At 63.5% G+C, this 20038-nt stretch carries 15 protein-coding genes; 10 read left to right on the forward strand and 5 right to left on the reverse strand.

All coding sequences use genetic code 11. The features are described 5' to 3' along the window. Nucleotides 1-10 precede the first annotated feature (10 nt). The 3 genes from G7026_RS11895 to G7026_RS11905 all read left to right on the forward strand — a co-directional run bounded on the left by G7026_RS11895 (nt 11) and on the right by G7026_RS11905 (nt 3548). Complete coding sequence (locus tag G7026_RS11895) at nt 11-340, forward strand: DUF2934 domain-containing protein (protein ID WP_181071014.1); 330 nt, start codon at nt 11-13, stop codon at nt 338-340. A 63-nt stretch (nt 341-403) separates the two neighbouring features. Continuing rightward, the gene (glgX, locus tag G7026_RS11900) at nt 404-2554 is read left to right on the forward strand and encodes a glycogen debranching protein GlgX (RefSeq protein ID WP_181071016.1); all 2151 of its coding nucleotides are present in this window, start codon (nt 404-406) and stop codon (nt 2552-2554) included. Nucleotides 2555-2723: 169 nt separating this feature from the next. Next, nucleotides 2724-3548 carry a M23 family metallopeptidase gene (locus G7026_RS11905; protein WP_181071017.1) on the forward strand — a complete coding sequence of 275 codons (825 nt, stop codon included), beginning with the start codon at nt 2724-2726 and terminating at the stop codon, nt 3546-3548. A gap of 6 nt (nt 3549-3554) precedes the next feature. Here the strand turns inward: G7026_RS11905 and G7026_RS11910 are convergent, their stop codons facing one another. Together G7026_RS11910 and G7026_RS11915 are read right to left on the reverse strand one after the other, a co-directional pair. Further along, nucleotides 3555-3836: a DUF2218 domain-containing protein gene (locus tag G7026_RS11910; RefSeq protein ID WP_181071018.1), complete on the reverse strand. Its 282-nt coding sequence runs from the start codon at nt 3834-3836 to the stop codon at nt 3555-3557. Between the two features lie 23 nt (nt 3837-3859). Next, on the reverse strand, nt 3860-4681 hold the full coding sequence (locus G7026_RS11915; RefSeq protein WP_181071019.1) for a DODA-type extradiol aromatic ring-opening family dioxygenase: 822 nt from the start codon (nt 4679-4681) through the stop codon (nt 3860-3862). Nucleotides 4682-4787: 106 nt separating this feature from the next. Here G7026_RS11915 and G7026_RS11920 point away from each other — a divergent pair, with 106 nt between their 5' ends. The 6 genes from G7026_RS11920 (at nt 4788) to G7026_RS11945 (ending at nt 11491) form a co-directional block, all read left to right on the forward strand. Beyond that, the gene (locus G7026_RS11920) at nt 4788-5699 is read left to right on the forward strand and encodes a LysR family transcriptional regulator (RefSeq protein ID WP_181071021.1); all 912 of its coding nucleotides are present in this window, start codon (nt 4788-4790) and stop codon (nt 5697-5699) included. A 535-nt stretch (nt 5700-6234) separates the two neighbouring features. Beyond that, nucleotides 6235-7521 carry a zinc-dependent alcohol dehydrogenase gene (locus G7026_RS11925; RefSeq protein WP_181071023.1) on the forward strand — a complete coding sequence of 429 codons (1287 nt, stop codon included), beginning with the start codon at nt 6235-6237 and terminating at the stop codon, nt 7519-7521. A 16-nt stretch (nt 7522-7537) separates the two neighbouring features. Further along, a complete protein-coding gene (locus G7026_RS11930; RefSeq protein WP_181071025.1) occupies nt 7538-8452 on the forward strand; it encodes a DUF72 domain-containing protein in 915 nt (304 codons plus the stop codon). A gap of 47 nt (nt 8453-8499) precedes the next feature. Beyond that, nucleotides 8500-9252 carry an endonuclease/exonuclease/phosphatase family protein gene (locus G7026_RS11935; RefSeq protein ID WP_181071219.1) on the forward strand — a complete coding sequence of 251 codons (753 nt, stop codon included), beginning with the start codon at nt 8500-8502 and terminating at the stop codon, nt 9250-9252. After that, nucleotides 9249-10502, forward strand: coding sequence for a cardiolipin synthase ClsB (clsB, locus tag G7026_RS11940; protein WP_181071027.1), 1254 nt, complete (start codon nt 9249-9251; stop codon nt 10500-10502). Before G7026_RS11935 ends, clsB begins: the two co-directional genes overlap by 4 nt. Then, nucleotides 10499-11491 carry a lysylphosphatidylglycerol synthase domain-containing protein gene (locus G7026_RS11945; protein ID WP_181071029.1) on the forward strand — a complete coding sequence of 331 codons (993 nt, stop codon included), beginning with the start codon at nt 10499-10501 and terminating at the stop codon, nt 11489-11491. Before clsB ends, G7026_RS11945 begins: the two co-directional genes overlap by 4 nt. A gap of 285 nt (nt 11492-11776) precedes the next feature. Here the strand turns inward: G7026_RS11945 and glgB are convergent, their stop codons facing one another. The 3 genes from glgB to G7026_RS11960 form a co-directional block, all read right to left on the reverse strand. Continuing rightward, the gene (gene glgB, locus G7026_RS11950; protein ID WP_181071031.1) at nt 11777-13993 is read right to left on the reverse strand and encodes a 1,4-alpha-glucan branching protein GlgB; all 2217 of its coding nucleotides are present in this window, start codon (nt 13991-13993) and stop codon (nt 11777-11779) included. Beyond that, nucleotides 13990-17322, reverse strand: coding sequence for a maltose alpha-D-glucosyltransferase (gene treS / locus G7026_RS11955; protein ID WP_181071033.1), 3333 nt, complete (start codon nt 17320-17322; stop codon nt 13990-13992). Before treS ends, glgB begins: the two co-directional genes overlap by 4 nt. Before the next feature lie 160 nt (nt 17323-17482). After that, nucleotides 17483-19495: an alpha-1,4-glucan--maltose-1-phosphate maltosyltransferase gene (locus G7026_RS11960; protein WP_181071035.1), complete on the reverse strand. Its 2013-nt coding sequence runs from the start codon at nt 19493-19495 to the stop codon at nt 17483-17485. A gap of 292 nt (nt 19496-19787) precedes the next feature. On the opposite strand from G7026_RS11960, the gene G7026_RS11965 reads away from it, so the two are divergent. Beyond that, nucleotides 19788-19952: a hypothetical protein gene (locus tag G7026_RS11965; protein WP_181071037.1), complete on the forward strand. Its 165-nt coding sequence runs from the start codon at nt 19788-19790 to the stop codon at nt 19950-19952. Nucleotides 19953-20038: the final 86 nt, after the last annotated feature.

Raw genomic sequence — 20038 nt, forward strand, 5'->3', positions numbered from 1 at the left:
ATTCACCGATATGAATGCAGACGACCAGCGCATCCGCGAACTCGCCTACGAAATCTGGCAGTCCGAAGGCTGTCCCGTGGGCGAGGAAGCCCGGCACTGGGAAATGGCCCGCAAGCTCGCCGAGGCTGAAAAAGGTTCGCCCGCTGCTAAGCCCGCCCGCACTCGCAAGACCGCGACCAAACCCACCGACGCCACTCCCGCGGCGGTAACCCAACCCGGCGCGACCAAGGCCGGCAGCCGGACCTCCGCCAAGGCCACGCCCAAGGCTACCGATGCGGCTGCCGGCACACCTGACGTGATGAAGAAGACCCGCGCGCCTCGCAAACCCAAAGAAACATGAACGCGGCCTGAGCCGCTCAAACAACCCCAATGCACTGGCGCAACCGCGCCGAACGGAGGAACCATGCCTCAGACGAACGCCCAGCCTCCACAGGTCTCCAATCCCTCGCGCATTCGCGAAGGCCTTCCCTTTCCTCTCGGAGCGACCTGGGACGGCCTGGGCGTCAACTTCGCGATCTTTTCGGCCAACGCCACCAAGGTCGAACTCTGCCTGTTCGACTCCACCGGCGAGACCGAACTCGAGCGCATCGAGCTGCCCGAGTACACCGACGAAATCTGGCACGGCTACTTGCCCGACGCGCATCCCGGACAAATCTACGGCTACCGTGTACACGGGCCGTACGATCCGGAAAACGGCCATCGCTTCAATCCGAACAAGCTGTTGATCGACCCTTATGCCAAGCAGCTGGTGGGTGAGCTGAAATGGTCCGAAGCGCTGTTCGGCTACACCATCGGCCACCCCGACGGCGACCTCAGCTTCGACGAGCGCGACAGTGCCCCCTTCGTGCCCAAGAGCAAGATCATCGACCCGGCGTTCACCTGGGGTCGCGATCATCCGGTACAGGTACCCTGGGATCGGACCATCATCTACGAGACCCATGCCCGCGGCTTCACCATGCAGCACCCGGCGGTGCCGGAAGAACTGCGCGGCACCTTCGCCGGGCTGAAGACGCCCGAGGTGGTCGATTACATCCGCAAGCTTGGCGTGTCGTCGATCGAACTGCTGCCGATCCACGGCTTCGTCCAGGACCAGCATCTGCTGGAAAAGGGCATGAGTAACTACTGGGGCTACAACACCATCGCCTTCTTTGCGCCGCACGCGAAATACCTCGCCAGTGGCAAGATCAGCGAATTCAAGGAGATGGTCGCGCACCTGCACAACGCCGGGCTCGAGGTGATTCTCGACGTGGTTTACAACCACACCGCCGAAGGCAACGAGCTCGGCCCGACACTGTCCATGCGCGGCATCGACAACGCCTCGTACTACCGCCTGATCCCGGACAACAAGCGTTACTACGTCAACGACTCCGGCACCGGCAACACGCTGGACATGAGCCATCCGTGCGTCCTGCAGATGGTGACCGACTCGCTGCGCTACTGGGCCACCGAGATGCACGTCGACGGGTTCCGGTTCGACCTGGCGACCATCCTCGGCCGTGAGCACGACGGCTTCGACGAACGCCACAGCTTCCTCGTGGCCTGCCGCCAGGACCCGGTGCTGGCGCAGACCAAGCTGATCGCCGAACCTTGGGACATCGGCCCGGGCGGCTACCAGGTCGGCGGCTTTCCACCTGGCTGGGCCGAGTGGAACGACCAGTACCGCGACACCGTCCGGGCGTTCTGGAAAGGCGACGAAGACAAGCTGGCCGACTTCGCCAGCCGCCTGACCGGCTCCGGCGACCTGTACAACCAGCGCGGCCGCCGCCCATTCAGCTCGGTGAACTTCATCACCGCGCACGACGGTTTCACCCTCAACGACCTGGTGTCCTACAACAACAAGCACAACGAGGCGAACGACGAGGACAACCGCGACGGCAGCGACAACAACCTGTCGTGGAACCATGGGGTCGAAGGGCCGACGGACGATCCGGAAATCAACGAGCTGCGCTTCCGCCAGATGCGCAACTTCTTCGCCACCCTGCTGTTCTCCCAAGGCACGCCGATGATCGTCGCCGGCGACGAGTTCGCCCGTACCCAGCATGGCAACAACAATGCCTACTGCCAGGACAGCGAGATCGGCTGGGTGAACTGGGAGCTTAGCGAGGAAGGCGAGGCCCTGATGGGGTTCGTGCGCAAGCTGATCCGCCTGCGCCAGCGCTTCCCGATGCTGCGCCGGGGCCGTTTCCTGGTCGGTGCCTACAACGAGGAAATCGGCGTCAAGGACGTCACCTGGCTCTCGCCCGCAGGTGAAGAAATGACCGTCGAGCAATGGGAAGACAGCAACAACCGTTGCATGGGCATGCTGCTCGACGGCCGTGCGCAACCGACCGGTATCCGCCGCGCGGGCTCGGACGCGACGCTGCTGATCATCGTCAACGCCCATCACGACGTGGTCAATTTCACCCTGCCGGCCGTGCCTCAGGGTGCCCACTGGCAGCGCCTGATCGACACCAACTCGCCGGACGCCCGCTACGAGCGTTTCCAGTTCGACACCGAGTACGCGGTCACCGCCCGTTCCCTGCTGCTCTACGAGCTGGTCAAGGACGAGGACTAAACTGCCGCGCCCCGTCTGCGAAAGCAGCCGGGGCGCTGTCGTTCGGATCGTCTGCCGAGCGGCGCTCGACGCGGTGGAACCATCGTCATGGCATCGAGTCCCACTGCGATGAATCCTCCAGCCGGCAGCGTTGAGGTCGCAGGCTCACCCCACTGTGAGGGATCACCCGATGCTTCGATTGTTGGTATTTTTTTTCCTGACATTGAGCTGCCTGGCACCGCTCGCGGTATACGCCGCCGGCGCGAAGGCGGGCTCAGGCGTACGGCTGCTGGTACACGAAGGCCGTGGCGGCACCACGATGGATGTGCGCAATAACCTGGATGTACCGATCACCGCAGTGCTGGTTTTCAGTCGCACCGTCAATGTCCAAGGCGTAGGCAAACGCCCGCTACGCAAGACCGTGCCAGCGCGTAGCCAGGTACGCGTGGCGACGTTGCGCAAACGCCAGGCTGGATATCCGCTGATGTACCAGCACGCTTTCAGCTACGCCATGCAGTTCTCGCCGAACCCGGGCAAGTCCGGCGCTATCGGTGGCCATGCCTACGCGCTGCCCTGGCAAGGCGGCCCCTTCCGCATCACCCAAGGCGCCGGCGGCGATTTCAGCCACAACACCCCCAAAGGCCGTTATGCGGTAGATATCGGGATGCCAGTGGGCACACCCATCGTCGCGGCGCGCGAGGGTACCGTCGTCGATATTCGCAACGATCAGGGCGGCGCGAGGCCCGACCCGTCAGGCAATTTCGTACGGATTCGCCACCGCGACGGCACTGAAAGCGCCTATCTGCACCTGCAGAAGGGTTCCGTGGTGGTCAGGCCGGGGCAGAAGGTCGGCACCGGGACGCTGCTGGCGCGCTCGGGAAGCACTGGACGCAGCACCGGGCCGCACCTTCATTTCGTGGTGCAGAAGTCCGACGGCCAGTCGCTGGTGTCGATCCCCTTCCGCTTTTCCAGGCCGGTGGAATCGCTGCCGAACTTTGCGATGGGTGGCGACTGACTGACGTCAGCCGCGCCAGTCGATGGTGAGCGATTCTTCGCTAGCCGCCATGCGTTGCAAATGGTCGGCGACCACCTCCTGCAAGCGCGGCAGGTTCTCCTGCTCGCCTTCAAGCTCTACTTCGAGGATGCCGCCGCCGGCCTGCATGCTGCAGCGGCCGGTGGGGAGCTCAACGGTGCCGCTCTGCTCCTGAAGGTCCACCGGGAACTTGTGTCCCCAATGCTTGCATAGGCGCTTGATCAGCCGTTCGGGCGTTTGGGTGGCGATGCTGGCGTTGGAAACGGCCATCTGGGGCTCCTCTGGTTTGAAAGTCAGGCAAAACGGAAGGCGGACAAGGTGGTTTCCATGACCCGGTCGCTGAAAATCTTGCGGCCAGGGCCCGAATGACCGGCGCCCGCCGCGACGAGCAAGGGTAGCAGATGCTCTTCGGCGCCCGGCGGATGGCACAGCCTCGCCGACGGGGCCTCGCTCCAGCGCGCCAGCTCGGCTTCGCGGCGCTCGGCCGGGGATTCGACCACTTGGGCCAGCCAGGCGTCGAACGCATCGGAAATCGGGCCGAAACGCGGGTCGCCATAGCCACGCATGTTATGAAAGCTCATCCCGCTACCGAGTATCAGCACCCCTTCCTCGCGCAACGGCGCCAGCGCTCGGCCTGCCGCCAGATGCGCCTCGGGATCGAGGTCGCTGCGCAGCGACAACTGCACCACGGGAATCTGCGCCTCCGGGAACATCAGCTTCAGCGGGATGAACAGGCCGTGATCGAAACCGCGTTGCGCGTCCTCTCGCGCGGCCAGGCCCGCCGTCTCCAGCAGGTCGCGCAACCGCGCGGCCAGCTCTGGACTGCCCGGGGCCGGGTAGCGCAGCGCATAGGTGTGCTCGGGGAAACCGTAGTAGTCATAGATCAATTCGGGCGCTTGCCCGCTGGTGATACTGAACACCGGTTCGAGCCAGTGGCCCGATACCACCAAGATGGCGTTCGGTGGCTGCTCGAGGGTAGCGGCGAAACCGCTCAGAAACCGCGCCATCGCATTCCAGGCGTCGGCCGGCTTCCAATCCATGAAGAAGCAGGGCCCAGCGCCGTGGGGAATGAAAGCGCTGGGCTGGATGGAAACGGAGTCGGCTGCGGCGCTCATTGCGGTGCCCTGTGCGGGGTAAATGGATGCGCAGTATCGCTTACACTGCGAATCGCAAAGAATCCATCAATACGAGCGTTCAGCTCATACCAGGGGTAGGAAGCCAATGCTCGATCGACTTACCGGCATGCGAGTGCTGGCCCGGGCGGCACAGGCCGGTAGCCTGTCGGCGGCCGGCCGCCAATTAGGCATGTCGGCGGCGATGGCGACCAAGCACATCGATGCCCTGGAAGCGCGACTGGGGATAAAGCTGCTGCATCGATCCACCCGTGGACTGACGCTCACCGATGTCGGCGCCAACTACCTCGAAGCCTGTCTGCGCATCCTCGACGAGGTGGACGAAGCCGAAGCAGCGGCCGCTTCCCAGCGGGTCGACGCCACCGGGCTGCTGCGGATGAATGTGCCGTTGTCGTTCGGCACCCGTTTCATCGCACCGCTGATGCCGGAATTCGCCCGCCGCCACCCTGCGGTCACCGTCGAACTGGGTCTTAACGACAGCCAGATCGACCTGATCGATGGTGGCTGGGACATGGGCGTACGCATCGGCCGGCTGGCCAACGCCCCGATGCAGGCTCGCCAACTGAGCGACTGCCCGATGCTGGTTTGCGCCGCGCCGACTTATCTGGCCCGCCATGGCATGCCGCGTTCAGTGACCGAACTGGCCGACCACAACTGCCTGGGCTACAGCCTCTCGCCCCTCGCCGGCCCCGGCGAATGGGCGTTCGGCCGCGACGGCCAAATCCGGGTGTCGGTGCGGGGTGATCTGATCGCCAACAACGGCGCCGCGCTGGTCGCGGCGGCGATCGGTGGCCAGGGCATCGTCTACCAGCCGCAATTCATCGTCGGCGAGGCGCTGCGACGGGGTGCGCTGCAGATTCTGACTCTCGATCAACCCTGCTACGCGCTGGGCGGTATCCATGCCATCTACCCCCGCAACCGTCGCCCCCCTGCCAAGGTCAGGGCAATGATCGACTACCTGGTCGAAGCCTTTCAGAGCCGCGGCGATCTGTTCGCCTAGGCGGTACCCTGAGCCCGCGAGGGAGCGGGTTGTGCCGGATAGTTCCGGATGCTAGTGCAGACAGTTAGCGCACTTGTATAGGTGCAAGTAAGCGAGCGTTCGGTCGTGACCGTTCCCACTCTCCCGATTAGGTACGCACCGGTCTATGGAAGACCGTCCGGACGGGCTCTCCGCCAATCGCCGCGTTGCTTTCGATATTTCCGCGCTCGATGCCCATCGCCCCCCGCTCCGCGATAACCCCTGCCTGGCTCCATTCGCTTTCACAACGCCAGCCCTCGCGGCAGAGCCGCTGCCACCGGTAAAAACTTCGCGCTGGGGTGAACCGCCAAAGCCGCCGCCAGTCGGAAACAGTAGGCATCCCTGAAAGATGCACCGCTCGATCCAGCGGCCAAGCGCGCCATGACCACTCGCACGCCCTGCCCGTCGGCGAACAGAGGCCGCTCTCTTCAACCGGGCAGCATGAGCGACTCGAGACAACGCCACGGCCAGCCGCATGTCCATCGGTCATGCGGCCATCAACCTGACCGGAGAGACTATGAAAGCGGTTGTATTTCACGACGTAGGCGATATCCGTTTGGACGATGTGCCGGAACCGCGCATCGAAGCCCCTACCGACGCCATCGTGCGGATCACCGCATCGGCCATCTGCGGGACCGACCTGCACTTCGTCCGAGGCACGTTCAGCGGCATGAAAGCCGGCACCATCCTCGGCCACGAGGGTGTCGGCATCGTCGAGGAGCTGGGCGAAGACGTGCGTAACCTGGAGATCGGCGACCGTGTGGTGATCCCCTCCACCATCGCCTGCGGCAACTGTTCCTACTGCCGCGCCGGCTATTACGCCCAATGCGACACCGCCAACCCCAACGGCAAATCGGCCGGAACTTCATTCTTCGGCGGCCCGGCAGCCACTGGCCCGTTCAACGGTCTGCAGGCGGAAAAGGCGCGCATACCCTTCGCCAACGTCGGGCTGGTGAAGCTGCCACCGGAGATAAGCGACGACCAGGCCATCCTGCTGTCCGACATCTTTCCCACCGGATACTTCGGTGCGGACATTGCCGGCATCAAGGATGGCGACACCGTGGCCGTGTTCGGTTGCGGGCCGGTTGGCCTGTTCGCCATCGCCAGTGCGCGGCTGATGGGCGCCGGGCGCATCTTCGCGGTCGACCAGTTCGACGACCGCCTGCGCATGGCGCGCAAACAGGGCGCCGAGGTGATCGACTTCAACCGCGAGGATCCCGTTGAGGCGATCAAGCGGCTCACCGGCGGCATTGGCGTCGACCGAGCGATCGATGCCGTTGGCGTCGATGCCGAGCATGGGCTGTGCGGGCACCAGAGCGAAGCCAAGCCGGTCAGCGATCAGCCGCAGGGGGCGGACGGCAGCTGGAAGCCCGGTGACGCGCCTGCGCAGGCGTTGGAATGGGCGGTACAGAGCCTGGCCAAGGCCGGCACGCTGGCGATCATCGGCGTCTACCCACCGGACGCGATGACCTTCCCGATCGGCATGGCGATGAACCGCAATCTCACCATCACCATGGGCAACTGCCATCACCGCAAGTACATCCCCAAGCTGATCGAAATGGTCATGGCCAAGCGCATCGACCCCGCCCAAATCCTTACCCAGGTCAAACCGATGAACGACGTGATCGCGGCGTTCAAGGCGTTCGATCGGCGCGAAAACGGCTGGGTCAAGGTCGAGCTGCATCCGCAGTCGACGCGCTCGGACGATGCGGACAGCACGCAAGGCGAGGAGCGGCTCGACGACGCCATTGCCGATACCTTCCCGGCCAGCGATCCAACCACCATGCAGAACCCCAAGCGTTAGCCAGGAGCAGTCGGGCATGGCAGCCATCCGCATTGGAATCTCAGGCTGGCGCTACACCCCGTGGCGCGGCGATTTCTATCCCAAGGGGCTGGTGCAGAAGAACGAGCTGCACTTTGCCTCCCGTGCCGTCAGCAGCATCGAGATCAACGGCTCGTTCTACTCACTGCAAAAACCGGAGCTCTATGCAAACTGGTATGCCGACACGCCGCAAGGCTTCGTATTCAGCGTCAAGGCGCCGCGTTACGTTACGCATATCCGGCGCCTTCAAGACGTCGAAAAACCCATCGCTAACTTCTTCGCATCGGGCATTTTCAATCTGCGTGAAAAACTCGGCCCGATCCTCTGGCAGTTTCCGCCCTCCTTCAAATTCAGCCCCGAAGTCTTCGAAGCATTCCTCAAGCTGTTGCCGACCGACACCGAGGCGGCGCTCGAAGCGGCCCGTGGCTGCGACCCGCGGATGGAAGGCCGCAGTTGTCTGGAAATCGACCGCAAGCGACGAATGCGCCACGCCGTCGAAATTCGTAACGAGAGCTTCGTCGATCCGGCTTTCGTTGCCCTCCTGCGCCAATACAAGGTGGCGCTGGTGGTTGCCGACACGGCCGGGAAATGGCCATACCGGGAGGACCTGACCAGCGACTTCGTCTATATCCGCCTGCATGGTGCCGAACAGCTCTACACCAGCGGCTACACGCCCGAAGCGCTCGACGAATGGTGCCGACGCATCAGCCTCTGGCGTGACGGCTCACAGCCCGAAGATGCCCACCTGATCAGCCAGACCGAGCCACCGAAGCGCAAGTCCCGAGACGTGTACTGCTACTTCGATAACGACGTGAAAGTCCGGGCGCCCTATGACGCGCGAGGCCTGCTCCAACGCCTCGGTCTGGACGCCGACCTGGAAACCACACCAGGCCAGTTGCAAGGAGATACGTAGTGACTCACCCCCACGCACCACTGGATGCCACCCAGCTCGACGCGCACATGTCCACCGCGGTCAACTCGATCCGACTTCTCACCGTCAACACTCACAAGGGTTTTACCGCGCTGAACCGCCGCTTCATCCTGCCGGAACTGCGCGAAGCGGTACGCACCGTCGGCGCCGACGTGGTGTTCCTCCAGGAAGTCCTGGGCACGCACCAGAAGCACGCCGTGCGCTTCCACAACTGGCCGCAGACACCGCAGTACGAATTTCTCGCCGACAGCATCTGGGCCGACTTCGCCTATGGGCGCAACGCCGTCTACCCGGATGGCGATCACGGCAATGCGGTGCTGTCCAAGTTTCCCATCCTGCGCTACGAGAACCTCGATATATCCATCAGCGGCCCCGAGCGTCGCGGGCTCCTCCACAGCGTGCTGCAGGTGCCGGGACACGATGAGTTCCACGCCATCTGCGTACACCTTGGCCTGCGCGAAGCGCACCGGCAGCAACAACTGAAGCTGCTCTGCGAGCTGCTCGACAGCCTGCCCGAAGGCGCGCCCGTGGTAGTGGCCGGAGATTTCAACGACTGGCGCGTGCGTGCCGGCCAGGTCCTGGATCACTGCAAGGGCCTGCACGAGGTGTTTCAGGTAGCCCATGGGTGCCTGGCCAAAACCTTCCCCGCGCGATGGCCACTGCTGCGGCTCGATCGCATCTACGTGCGCAACGCCACGAGCCATTCTCCGAAAATTCTTGGCAACAAACCCTGGACTCATTTGTCCGATCATCTGCCCCTGGCGGTGGAGATACACCTATGAAATTTCACTGGAGAGACGGAAATCGTCTTCAGTTGCTGGAGAACGGCGAGGAGTTCTTCCCCGCAGTGTTCGAGGCCATCGGATTGGCCCAAAAGGAAGTGTTGCTCGAAACCTTCATCCTCTTCGAAGACAAGATCGGCACCCAGCTGCAGCACGTACTGATCGCCGCGGCCCAACGCGGCGTCAGCATCGACATCACGGTGGATGGCTACGGCTCTGCGGACCTGAGCGAACCCTTCATCAAGTCGCTGACCGACGTCGGGATTCGCATCCACATGTTCGATCCGCGCAAACGCCTGCTGGGCAAGCGGGTCAACCTGTTCCGCCGTCTGCACCGCAAGATCGTGGTGGTCGATGCGGAGGTCGCGTTCATCGGCGGCATCAACTTCTCCGCTGACCATGTCGGCGACTTCGGCCCCGGCGCCAAGCAGGACTATGCGGTGATGGTCGAAGGCCCGGTGGTCAACGACATTCACCGCTTCGCACTCACCACCGTGGCCCCGCAGGAGCAGGGGCGACATTGGTGGCGCCGCCGTGACCCGCAAAAGCACGACACCCGCGTTTCGCCGTCGCGCGGCGAAGCTCGCACCCTGTTCGTCACCCGCGACAACGAGGAACACCGCAACGACATCGAGGAGCATTACCTGCAGGCGATCCGCGATGCGCGCTCGCGGCTGGTGATCGCCAACGCCTACTTCTTCCCCGGCTACCGGGTACTCCGGGAGATTCGCAACGCCGCGCGCCGGGGCGTGCGGGTACGGCTGATCCTCCAGGGCGAGCCGGACATGCCGATCGCCAAGTTCGGTGCGCGCATGCTCTACAACTACCTGATGCGAGACGGCGTGGAGATCCACGAATACTGCCGTCGGCCGCTGCACGGCAAGGTGGCGCTGGCCGATTACGAATGGTCCACCGTGGGCTCGAGCAACCTCGACCCGTTGAGCCTGTCGCTGAACCTGGAGGCGAACCTGATCATCCGCGACCACACCTTCAATCGGCAGCTGCATGAAAAGCTCGACGTGCTGTTGCAGAACGACTGCCGCCGCATTCCGCTCGAGCGCATCGTGCGCGGGTACTTCTGGCGTGCACCGCTGGTGTTCATCATCTTCCACTTCCTGCGCAATTTTCCGGCGCTGGTGGGGCTGATTCCGGCACACACGCCGAAGGTCGCGGTATTCGGCGGATCGCCTCCCGAGGAAGGCGCCCTGCAGCCGACCAAAACGTCCCCTCTGCCGCGAGACAGCCAATGAGTGCGAGCCACGCGCAGGATGCGCCTCAGAGCCGCTGGCGCCGGTGGTGGCCGACCCTCAAGAAGATCCTCACTTATGTGTTCTTCGCCCTGGTCGTCGGCTTGTTGGTAAGCCTGGCGCGCAATATTGACTGGCAGGAAGTGTGGACCACGCTACGCAATTACGATGCGCGTATCCTGCTGTTCGCCAGCGCTGCCGCGGCGGCCAGTTATGGGGTGTATTGCTTCTTCGATGTGCTGGGCAAGCGCTACGCCAAGCATGACTTGCCAGTCAGGCAGATCCTGCCGGTCACCTTCGTCTGCTATGCGTTCAACCTCAACCTCAGCGCCTGGGTCGGCGGCATCGCGCTGCGCTTTCGGCTGTACTCGCGGCTCGGTCTGAAGCCGGCGCAGATCACTCGGGTGTTCACGCTCAGTGTGCTGACCAACTGGTTGGGCTACATGTGGCTGGCTGGCGTCATCTTCGCGTTCGGCTGGATAACTCCGCCGACGCAGTGGGAAATCGGCGCGACCGCCTTGCGCGTGCTTGGCGCGGCGCTGATCGGCATCGCGGTGATCTACCTCGCCCTGTGCGGCTTCTCCAAACGGCGTTCCTGGACCCTTCGAGGCCACGAAATACAGCTGCCCTCGCTACGCCTGGCAGTGGTCCAACTGGTACTCGGGGCGGCCAACTGGTCGCTGATGGCAATGGTGGTGTACTTCATGCTGTTGCAACAGGTCAGCTATCCGCAGGTTTTGGGCATTCTGATGATCAGCAGCATTGCCGGTGTCATCGCGCACATTCCGGCCGGTCTGGGTGTGATCGAAGCGGTGTTCGTCGCCATGCTCGCCGACGAAATGAGCAAAGGCAGCGTCGTCGCGGCACTGATCGGCTATCGGGTCATCTACTTCCTGATTCCCCTGCTGTTTGCCACCCTGGTCTACGTCATCCTCGAGGCGCGGGCGAAGAAACTGCGCACCCGGCGCCCTGTCGGCCAGAGGAATGCCTGACTCCTCGGCCGAAGGATTGGCTTGAACGGGCCTGATCAGCGTCGGGCCCTTTCGCTCCCACGACAGCGGTATGTGTCCCCGCCGCCGGTCAGATGGCACCCACAACTGTGCGGATATAGCGTTCGGTCACTGATCAAGTGGACGACATCCGCCCGTGGGAGCGGTTGGGGACGCCTAGTTGGGGACGCCTAGTCTTGACCGCGATCTTTAAGGTTTACTGAAACGACAATGCGCCGGGGCCGGCGCATTGTTCCTTACAGCACAGCTGCCCTATACTCCGCGCCGCTACTCCTGCGGGCGCAGGATGATCACCGACAGCGGCGGCAGGGTCAGCTTCAGCGAATACGGCTGGCCGTGGCTGCTGTCCTCATCGGCCACCACGCCGCCCCCGTTGCCGGCATTGGAACCACCATAGACCTCTGCGTCGCTGTTGAGCACTTCCAGCCATTTGCTGGCGACCGGCACACCAATCCGGTACTCCTGGCGCACCACGGGCGTGAAGTTGACCACCACCAGCAGCGGATGTCCGGTAGCACTACGGCGTAACCAGGCGAAGATGCTGTTCTGTCGATCATCGCCGATCAACCACTGGAAACCTTGGGGATCGTGATCCAGTTCGTGCAGCGCGGGCTCCTGGACGTAGAGCCTGTTCAGGTCGCGCATCAGTGACTGCACGCCGCGATGATCGGGTTCGTCGAGCAGGAACCAGTCCAGCTCGCGGTCGTGGCTCCACTCGCGCCACTGGCCGAACTCGCTGCCCATGAACAGCAGCTTCTTTCCGGGGTGCGCCCACATGAAGCCCAGATACGCCCGAAGGTTGGCGAACTTCTGCCAGCGATCGCCCGGCATCTTGTCGATCAGCGAGCCTTTGCCATGCACCACTTCGTCGTGGGAGATCGGCAGCACGAAGTGCTCCGAATAGGCATAGACCATGCTGAACGTCATCATGTCATGGTGGTACCTGCGGTTGACCGGATCTTCGTGCATGTACTTGAGGCTGTCGTGCATCCAGCCCATGTTCCATTTGTAAGCGAACCCCAGCCCGCCCTCAGAAGCCGGCTTGGAAACGCCTGGAAAGGCCGTCGACTCCTCGGCGATGACCAGCGCGCCCGGCGCCTCGGCGGGAACCACCTCGTTGAGATGTCGCAGGAAATCGATCGCCTCCAGGTTCTCGCGGCCACCGAAACGGTTCGGTATCCACTCGCCTTCCTTGCGTGAATAGTCGCGATAGAGCATCGAGGCCACCGCATCGACGCGCAGCGCATCGATATGGAAATCGCGCAGCCAGTGCAGCCCCGACGCCAGCATGAAGCCATGCACCTCGGTGCGGCCCAGGTTGTAGATGTAGGTGTCCCAATCCTGGTGAAAGCCCTCGAACGGATGCGCGTACTCGTAGAGCGAGGTCCCGTCGAAATGGCCGAGGCCATGGGCATCGGTCGGGAAATGCGCCGGTACCCAGTCGAGGATCACGCCGATCCCGGCGTTGTGGCAGGCATCGACGAAGGCGGCGAAGTCTTCGGCGCTGCCGTAGCGCGCACTCGGCGCGAACTGGGAGAGCAACTGATAACCCCAGGAACCACCGAACGGGTGCTCCATGATCGGCATCAGCTCGATATGGGTAAAGCCCATCTCGACCACGTAGGGAATCAGCCGCTCGGCCAGCTCGTGCCAGTCGTACAGGCGCCCATCGTCACCGCCGTCGCGGCGCCAGGAACCTGCATGCACCTCGTAGATGGACATCGGCTTGTCGTAACCCTGCCGGACGACGCGCTGCTGCATCCACGCCTCGTCCTGCCACTGGTGCTCGAACGGCTTGGCGACGATCGACGCGGTGCCCGGCGGATGTTCGGTGGCCAGGGCCACCGGATCGGCGCGAAGCGGCACCACGCCGTCGGGCCCGAGGATCTCGTACTTGTAGCGCTCACCGGGCTGCAGGCGGGGAATGAATATCTCCCAGACGCCTGCCGGGTGACGCACGCGCATCGGGTAGCGACGGCCGTCCCAGCTGTTGAAGTCGCCGACCACCGACACGCGGCGCGCATTGGGCGCCCAGACCGCGAAACGCACACCCTGCACGCCGTCTATTTCCATTACCTGGGCGCCGAAGCTGTGTGCCAGGTTACGGTGCTTGCCCTCGGCGAAAAGGTAGATGTCCATATCCCCCAGCGAGGGCCCAAAGCTGTAGGGGTCTTCGGTGACCTGCTGCCCGCCTGCCCAGCGAATGCTCAGCAGGTAAGGCTGTGCATGGCTGAGGCGAGCAAAGTAAAAGCCCGGCACCTGACCCTGTTCCATGGTCGCCAGGACGTTGTTGCCGGAGCGGTCGAGCAGGTCCACACCCAGCGCGTTAGGCAAGTAAGCCCGCACCACCTGGCCGGCCCCATCGGGATGTGGCCCGAGAATGGAGAACGGATCGCCATGTTCGGCGCGCACCAGTGCGTCGACATCCGCATCACTCGGCAACAGGGTTTCGCCTGACAGGGAAATGGCCGGTCGATCACTCATTTGGAATCTCCATCGAAAAACTGTTGCGCCAGCATCGCCAGCCCTTGCAGCGGGACGAATAGCCAGGCCGGTCGGTTCTCGGCCTCGTAGGCGATCTCATAAGCGGTTTTTTCCAGGCTGAACAGTGCGAGCGCCGCCTCTGCGCCGTCGGTCGAAGTCCAGGCGTGCGCAAGGCTTTGTGCCGCCTTGTAATAAGCTTCAAGGAACACAGAACGCGCGCTCTGCCGATAGTTCGCCGCAATCCGCTGACGGGCCTGCGCGGCCACCTCGGAGGTGTCGCTGCTCTGCGTATTGCGCACGGTCATGGCGGCTGCGTATTCGAACGAACGCAGCACTCCGGAGACGTCCTTGAACGGGCTCAGCTTGGCGCGGCGCTCTTCCAACGGACGCGCCGGTTCGCCTTCGAAATCGATGAAGTAGGCGTCGCCCTGCGCCACCAGGACCTGCCCCAGGTGCAGGTCTCCATGGACGCGGATGCGCAACCCTCCGACCGTGCTGGCGGCCAGCCGCCTGGTCTCCTCGACCAGCGCGTCGCGCTTGCCCAGCAGCTTGTCGACCAGCGCCACGTCGGCCTTTTCGAGCCGGCTGCGGTGTTCGGCGAGGATGTCCAGGGCGCGTTCGAGTTGTGCGCTTACCGCCTCGGCCCAGACCTTGCTCATCTTCTTGTCCGTGGTCTCGCGGGCGAAGGCCGCGTTGTCGGTATCGGTAGCCAATGCCACGTGCAGCTCGCCGAGGCGCTGGCCGAGCAGCCGGTTGAAGGCTTCGAGCTCCTCCATGGCGTCATACTGGTTCTCGTGCAGCGACACGCCTCCGGCGATCTCGTCGCGTACCGCGCGGTCCAGCACGTTGAGCGTCCACTCCCAGGCATCGCCCTGGTTGTCGAGGAAGCGCTGCACCACCATCAATGCGTGCGGGGTGCCGTCCTTGGACACCCGACTGACCTGGCCCAGCATCGCCGAGATGTGGCCATAACCCTGTTCGGTGAGGAACGCGCCCATTTCCAGTTCCGGGTGCACACCGGCCGATATCCGCCGGATCAGCTTGAGCATCATGCTGCTGCCGACGATGACCGAACTGTTGGACTGCTCGGCCGAGAGGTAGCGCACCTCGGCATCGGCCGGCAGCTCGCACTCGGCCAGTTGCGCCATCGGCACGAAGCGGATTTCGTCGTCGCCGCATGGCACCACCAGTTCGTCGCGCAGTGCCTGGATCACGCCCAGCACGAAAGGCTCCAGGGTAAAACCATCGGTCAGCAGCCCCACCTGTGGGCCACGGCGTACCCGTGCCATGGCCAGCTGCTGCGGCAGAGCCATGTCGAAATCCGCCTCGGCGAGGAAGCCCAGTGGCAGCTGGTAGTAATCGGTACGGGTGGCCGTGGTCACCGAGATCTCGCTGAGCAGCACCGGACGTTGCGGATTGCCGAACGGCACGGTGTAGCAAATTTTCATTGACTCGATCTTTTCGTCCTTGGCGGCGAACCAGCGGCGCTTGGGCAGGTAGGTCGGCAGGGACTCGGTCTCGAGAATCTTCCTGTTCGCCGAGGTGATGGTATCGAGGCGCTTGAGCACCAATGTCTGGAAGTCGGGCATGGTTTCCACCGGTTGCTGGTGCCAGCTCGGCATCTGGTTGCTGGAGGCCAGCTGGAACCAGTAGAAGCCGTAAGGTGGCAGCGTCAGTAGATAGGACAGCTGGCCGATCGGCGGGAACGCACTGCCGCCGATCATCTCCACCGGCACCATGCCGGCGTAATGGGAAAGTTCGAGTTCGGCGGCCTGCGCCGAGCGCGACAGGTTGGCGACGCACAGGATCATTTCCTGCTCGCCATCGGGCGCCGTGTATTCGCGCAGATAGGCCAGGATGCGGCGGTTCGACGGCGCCAGCATCTTCATGGTGCCGCGGCCGAACGCCTTGAACTGCTTGCGGATGGCCAGCAGGCGACGCGTCCAGTTGAGCAGCGAATGGGGGTCGCGCTGTTGCGCCTCGACGTTGATCGTCTGGTAGCCGTAGAGCGGGTCCATGATCGGCGGGAGCACCAAACTCGCAGGGTCGGCACGCGAGAAGCCGCCGTTGCGGTCGACCGACCACTGCATGGGGGTTCGTACGCCGTCGCGGTCGCCGAGGAATATGTTGTCGCCCATGCCGATCTCGTCGCCGTAGTACATCGTCGGCGTGCCCGGCATCGACAGGAGCAGGCAGTTGAGCAGTTCGATGCGCCGGCGATCGCGCTCGAGCAAGGGCGCCAGGCGCCGGCGAATCCCGAGGTTGATTCGCGCGCGACGGTCCGAGGCGTAGTAGTTCCAGAGGTAGTCGCGCTCCCTGTCGGTCACCATTTCGAGGGTCAGCTCGTCGTGGTTGCGCAGGAAGATCGCCCACTGGCAGTTGGCCGGGATTTCCGGGGTCTGGCGCAGGATGTCGGTGATCGGGAAGCGGTCTTCCTGGGCGATGGCCATGTACATGCGCGGCATCAACGGGAAGTGAAACGCCATGTGGCATTCGTCCCCCGGCCCGCCCTCCTCGCCGCCGAAATACTGCTGGGTGTCCTCGGGCCATTGGTTGGCCTCGGCGAGCAGCATGCGGTCCGGGTAATTGGCGTCGATCTCCGCGCGAATCTGCTTGAGCACCGCGTGGGTCTCCGGCAGGTTCTCGTTGTTGGTGCCATCGCGCTCGACCAGGTAGGGAATGGCATCCAGGCGCAGGCCGTCGATCCCCAGGTCGAGCCAGTAGCGCATCACGCCGAGCACCGCCTTCATCACTTGGGGGTTGTCGAAATTCAGGTCCGGCTGGTGGGAGTAGAAGCGGTGCCAGAAGTACTGCTTGGCCACCGGGTCCCAAGTCCAGTTGGATTTCTCGGTGTCGAGAAAGATGATGCGGGTGCCTTGGTACTTCTCGTCGGTATCGGACCAAACGTAGAAGTTTCGCGCCGCCGAGCCCGGCTTGGCCTTGCGCGCACGCTGGAACCAGGGGTGCTGGTCGGAGGTGTGGTTGATGACCAGTTCGGTGATCACTCGCAGGCCGCGCTTGTGGGCCTCGGCGATGAAGCGCTTCGCATCGGTCAGGGTGCCGTAGTCGCCATGCACGCCTCGGTATTCGGAAATGTCGTAGCCGTCGTCACGCCGTGGCGACGGATAGAACGGCAGCAGCCAGACGGTGTTGACGCCCAGATCGGCAATGTAGTCGAGCTTTTCGATGAGGCCAGCGAAGTCGCCGACCCCATCGTTGTTGGCGTCGAAGAATGACTTCAGGTGCACCTGATAAATGACCGCGTCCTTGTACCAGAGCGGGTCCTTGATGAAGGCAGCGGGTTTGGCAGGTCTGCGGGGTTTAGCCATGGTGTATTTCCTTGCCTCGGCTCGTCCGCCTCCCGTGGAGACGGTATTGACGAGCAGGCCCTGGTCGTTAGTAGCGCCCTGGCTTTCCCACGCCGTTACCCTTTCATTTCAAAGAGTTATTTGTCCGTCTTAATAAACGAGCTTCAGTTTTTTTGTTCGACTAGCCGTTCTGTTCCACCGCAGGCACGGTCCAGCGCCATATGCCGAACGGCAGGTTCCAGGGTTCGAGTCGCGTCCATTGGGTTTTGCCGTACCAGCTCCAGCGGTGGCCGTTCATCAGGTCTTCACCATGGGTCTGCGCGCCATCGGGCAGGCCCAGCTCCCATAGCGGCAACTCGAAGTGCGCTTCCTGGGCGTTGTGCGGATCGAGGTTGATCGCGATCAGGATGAAATTGGAGCGGTCGGCCGTGCGTTTGCCGAAGAACAGGATGTTGTCGTTCCACGCGGTGTAGGCCTTGAAGCCGAGGTGGGTCTGCAGTGCCGGGTTCTGCCGGCGAATCCGGTTGAGCTGGGCGATCTCGGCAATGATGTTGCCGGGGGCGCGGTAGTCGCGTGGACGGATCTGGTACTTCTCGGAGTCCAGGTATTCCTCCTTGCCCGGCAAGGGCGCCGACTCGCAGAGTTCGAATCCCGAATACATGCCCCACAGGCCCGACCCCATGGTTGCTAGCGCCGCACGGATGAGAAAGCCTGGCCGCCCCGAGCTGTGCAGGAAGAACGGATTGATGTCCGGCGTGTTGACGAAGAAGTTCGGCCGGTAGCAGTACCGCAGCGGCGGCTCGTTAAGCTCGGTGAGGTATTCGGTGAGTTCGGCCTTGGTGTTGCGCCAGGTGAAGTAGGTGTAGCTCTGGTTGAAGCCCACCTTGCCCAGACGCGCCATCATCGCCGGTCGGGTGAAGGCCTCGGCGAGGAACATCACGTCGGGGTCGCGCGAACGGATATCGGCGATCAGCCATTGCCAGAACGGCAATGGCTTGGTGTGCGGGTTGTCCACGCGGAACACCTTCACGCCGAGGTCTACCCAGCCCTGCACCACGTCGCGCAGCGCGATCCAGAGATCGGGCATGGCGTCCTCGGCGTAGAAGTCGACGTTGACGATGTCCTGGTACTTCTTCGGTGGGTTTTCCGCGTAGCGAATGGTCCCATCGGGCCGCCAGGAGAACCAGCCGGGATGCTGCTCGAGCCAGGGATGGTCCTGCGAGCACTGGATAGCGAAATCGAGGGCGATCTCCAGGCCATGGTCGGCCGCCGCAGAAACCAGCGCACGGAAGTCATCGACGGTGCCCAGCTCCGGATGGATAGCTTCATGCCCACCCTCTTCGCTGCCGATGGCATAAGGGCTGCCCGGATCCTGCGGGCCGGCTTCAAGGCTGTTGTTGGGTCCCTTGCGGTGCTTGCGTCCGATCGGATGGATCGGCGGGAAATAGAGCACGTCGAAGCCCATGTCGCGGATCGCCGGCAACCGCTTGATCACGTCCCGTAGGGTGCCGTGGCGGTCGGGGCTGTCGGTTTCCGAGCGGGGGAACAGCTCGTACCAACTGGCGAACTGGGCCAGGGGTCGCTCAACCTCCAGCGGGAAAACGTGGCTCACGCTGCAGTGCTCGCGTGCGTCGGCGTCGGCCATGGCGGCGGCCGTCTCGCTGGCGAGCATTACCGATACACGTTCGTCGTCCAGATGCGACGAGGCCAGGCGATGCATGATGTCTTCGAGTACCGCACGGGTTTCGCCCTGAGCCCGCTGAACCGCGCGCTCCAGATGCAGGCGCCCTTCTTCGAGTTCGAGCTGCACCGGCACGCCTGCGCCGTGCTTTTTCGACAGTTCGTAGCGATAGGTTTCCCAGAGATCCCACCAGGATTCGATGCGGAACTCGTGGGGACCGACCTGCGTGGGGGTGAAATGCCCTTGCCAGAGGTCGTTGGTGATCAGCTTCAGACGAGCACGACGCCAGTTCTGCTCGCCTTTCTGCCGCCAGCACACCACCGCCGCAAGCTGGTCGTGGCCATCGGCGAAGATCTTGCTGCTGACATCGACCGGCTGCCCGATGATCGTCTTGGCCGGATAGCGACCGTCATCCACTGCCGGTTCGGTTGCCTCAATGGCGATACGTGGCGCCCGCATCGCCTCTTCGAGTGAAATGGGGCTCATCGAATCTGGCTGAGGTACGTCGGTCATCGAGCGGACTCCTGAGGCGCGTGGACATGGTATGGACGAGACGGTCACCGCCTGGCACGGACCGGAGCGCTGTGTGGTGCCTGGCGGCAGGCCGGAAGCCGCTCACGCGGTTTGCCGGGCCGTGTTATTTCCGAGCGCGCCGGCAGGGCAAAGTTCAGTAAAAACGGGGGCTGCGCCGCCTGTCGCCAACGGACAAGCGGCAGGAACTAAGCGCCTGCGTCCACCTCAATTCAGCGTCGGCCTACGGGCCTTGCGGCACCCTTGCGAAACGGCCGTCACGGCAGGAGACACCATGATTCACGCACGCCTCGACATCCCCCAACCGGACCCCATCGTGCACGATCAACCCGGCGACCTTCCGCAAGTGCCCTGTGCCGACGAACTCGACGAGTTCTTCAAGCCGGGGACACTTTATGGAGGACAAGTGGTGGCCGATCAGCAGCAACAGCCTCTCTAATACCTGTTACCGCTGAACGGACTCGCTCTTAACGGCCTAGCGCTCGGCGCTTGATCGGCATCGCCCTCTTCGCGGTCTTGACCGCG

The sequence above is a fragment of the Stutzerimonas azotifigens genome, from assembly GCF_013522725.1.
Classification (GTDB): Bacteria; Pseudomonadota; Gammaproteobacteria; order Pseudomonadales; family Pseudomonadaceae; genus Stutzerimonas; species Stutzerimonas azotifigens_A.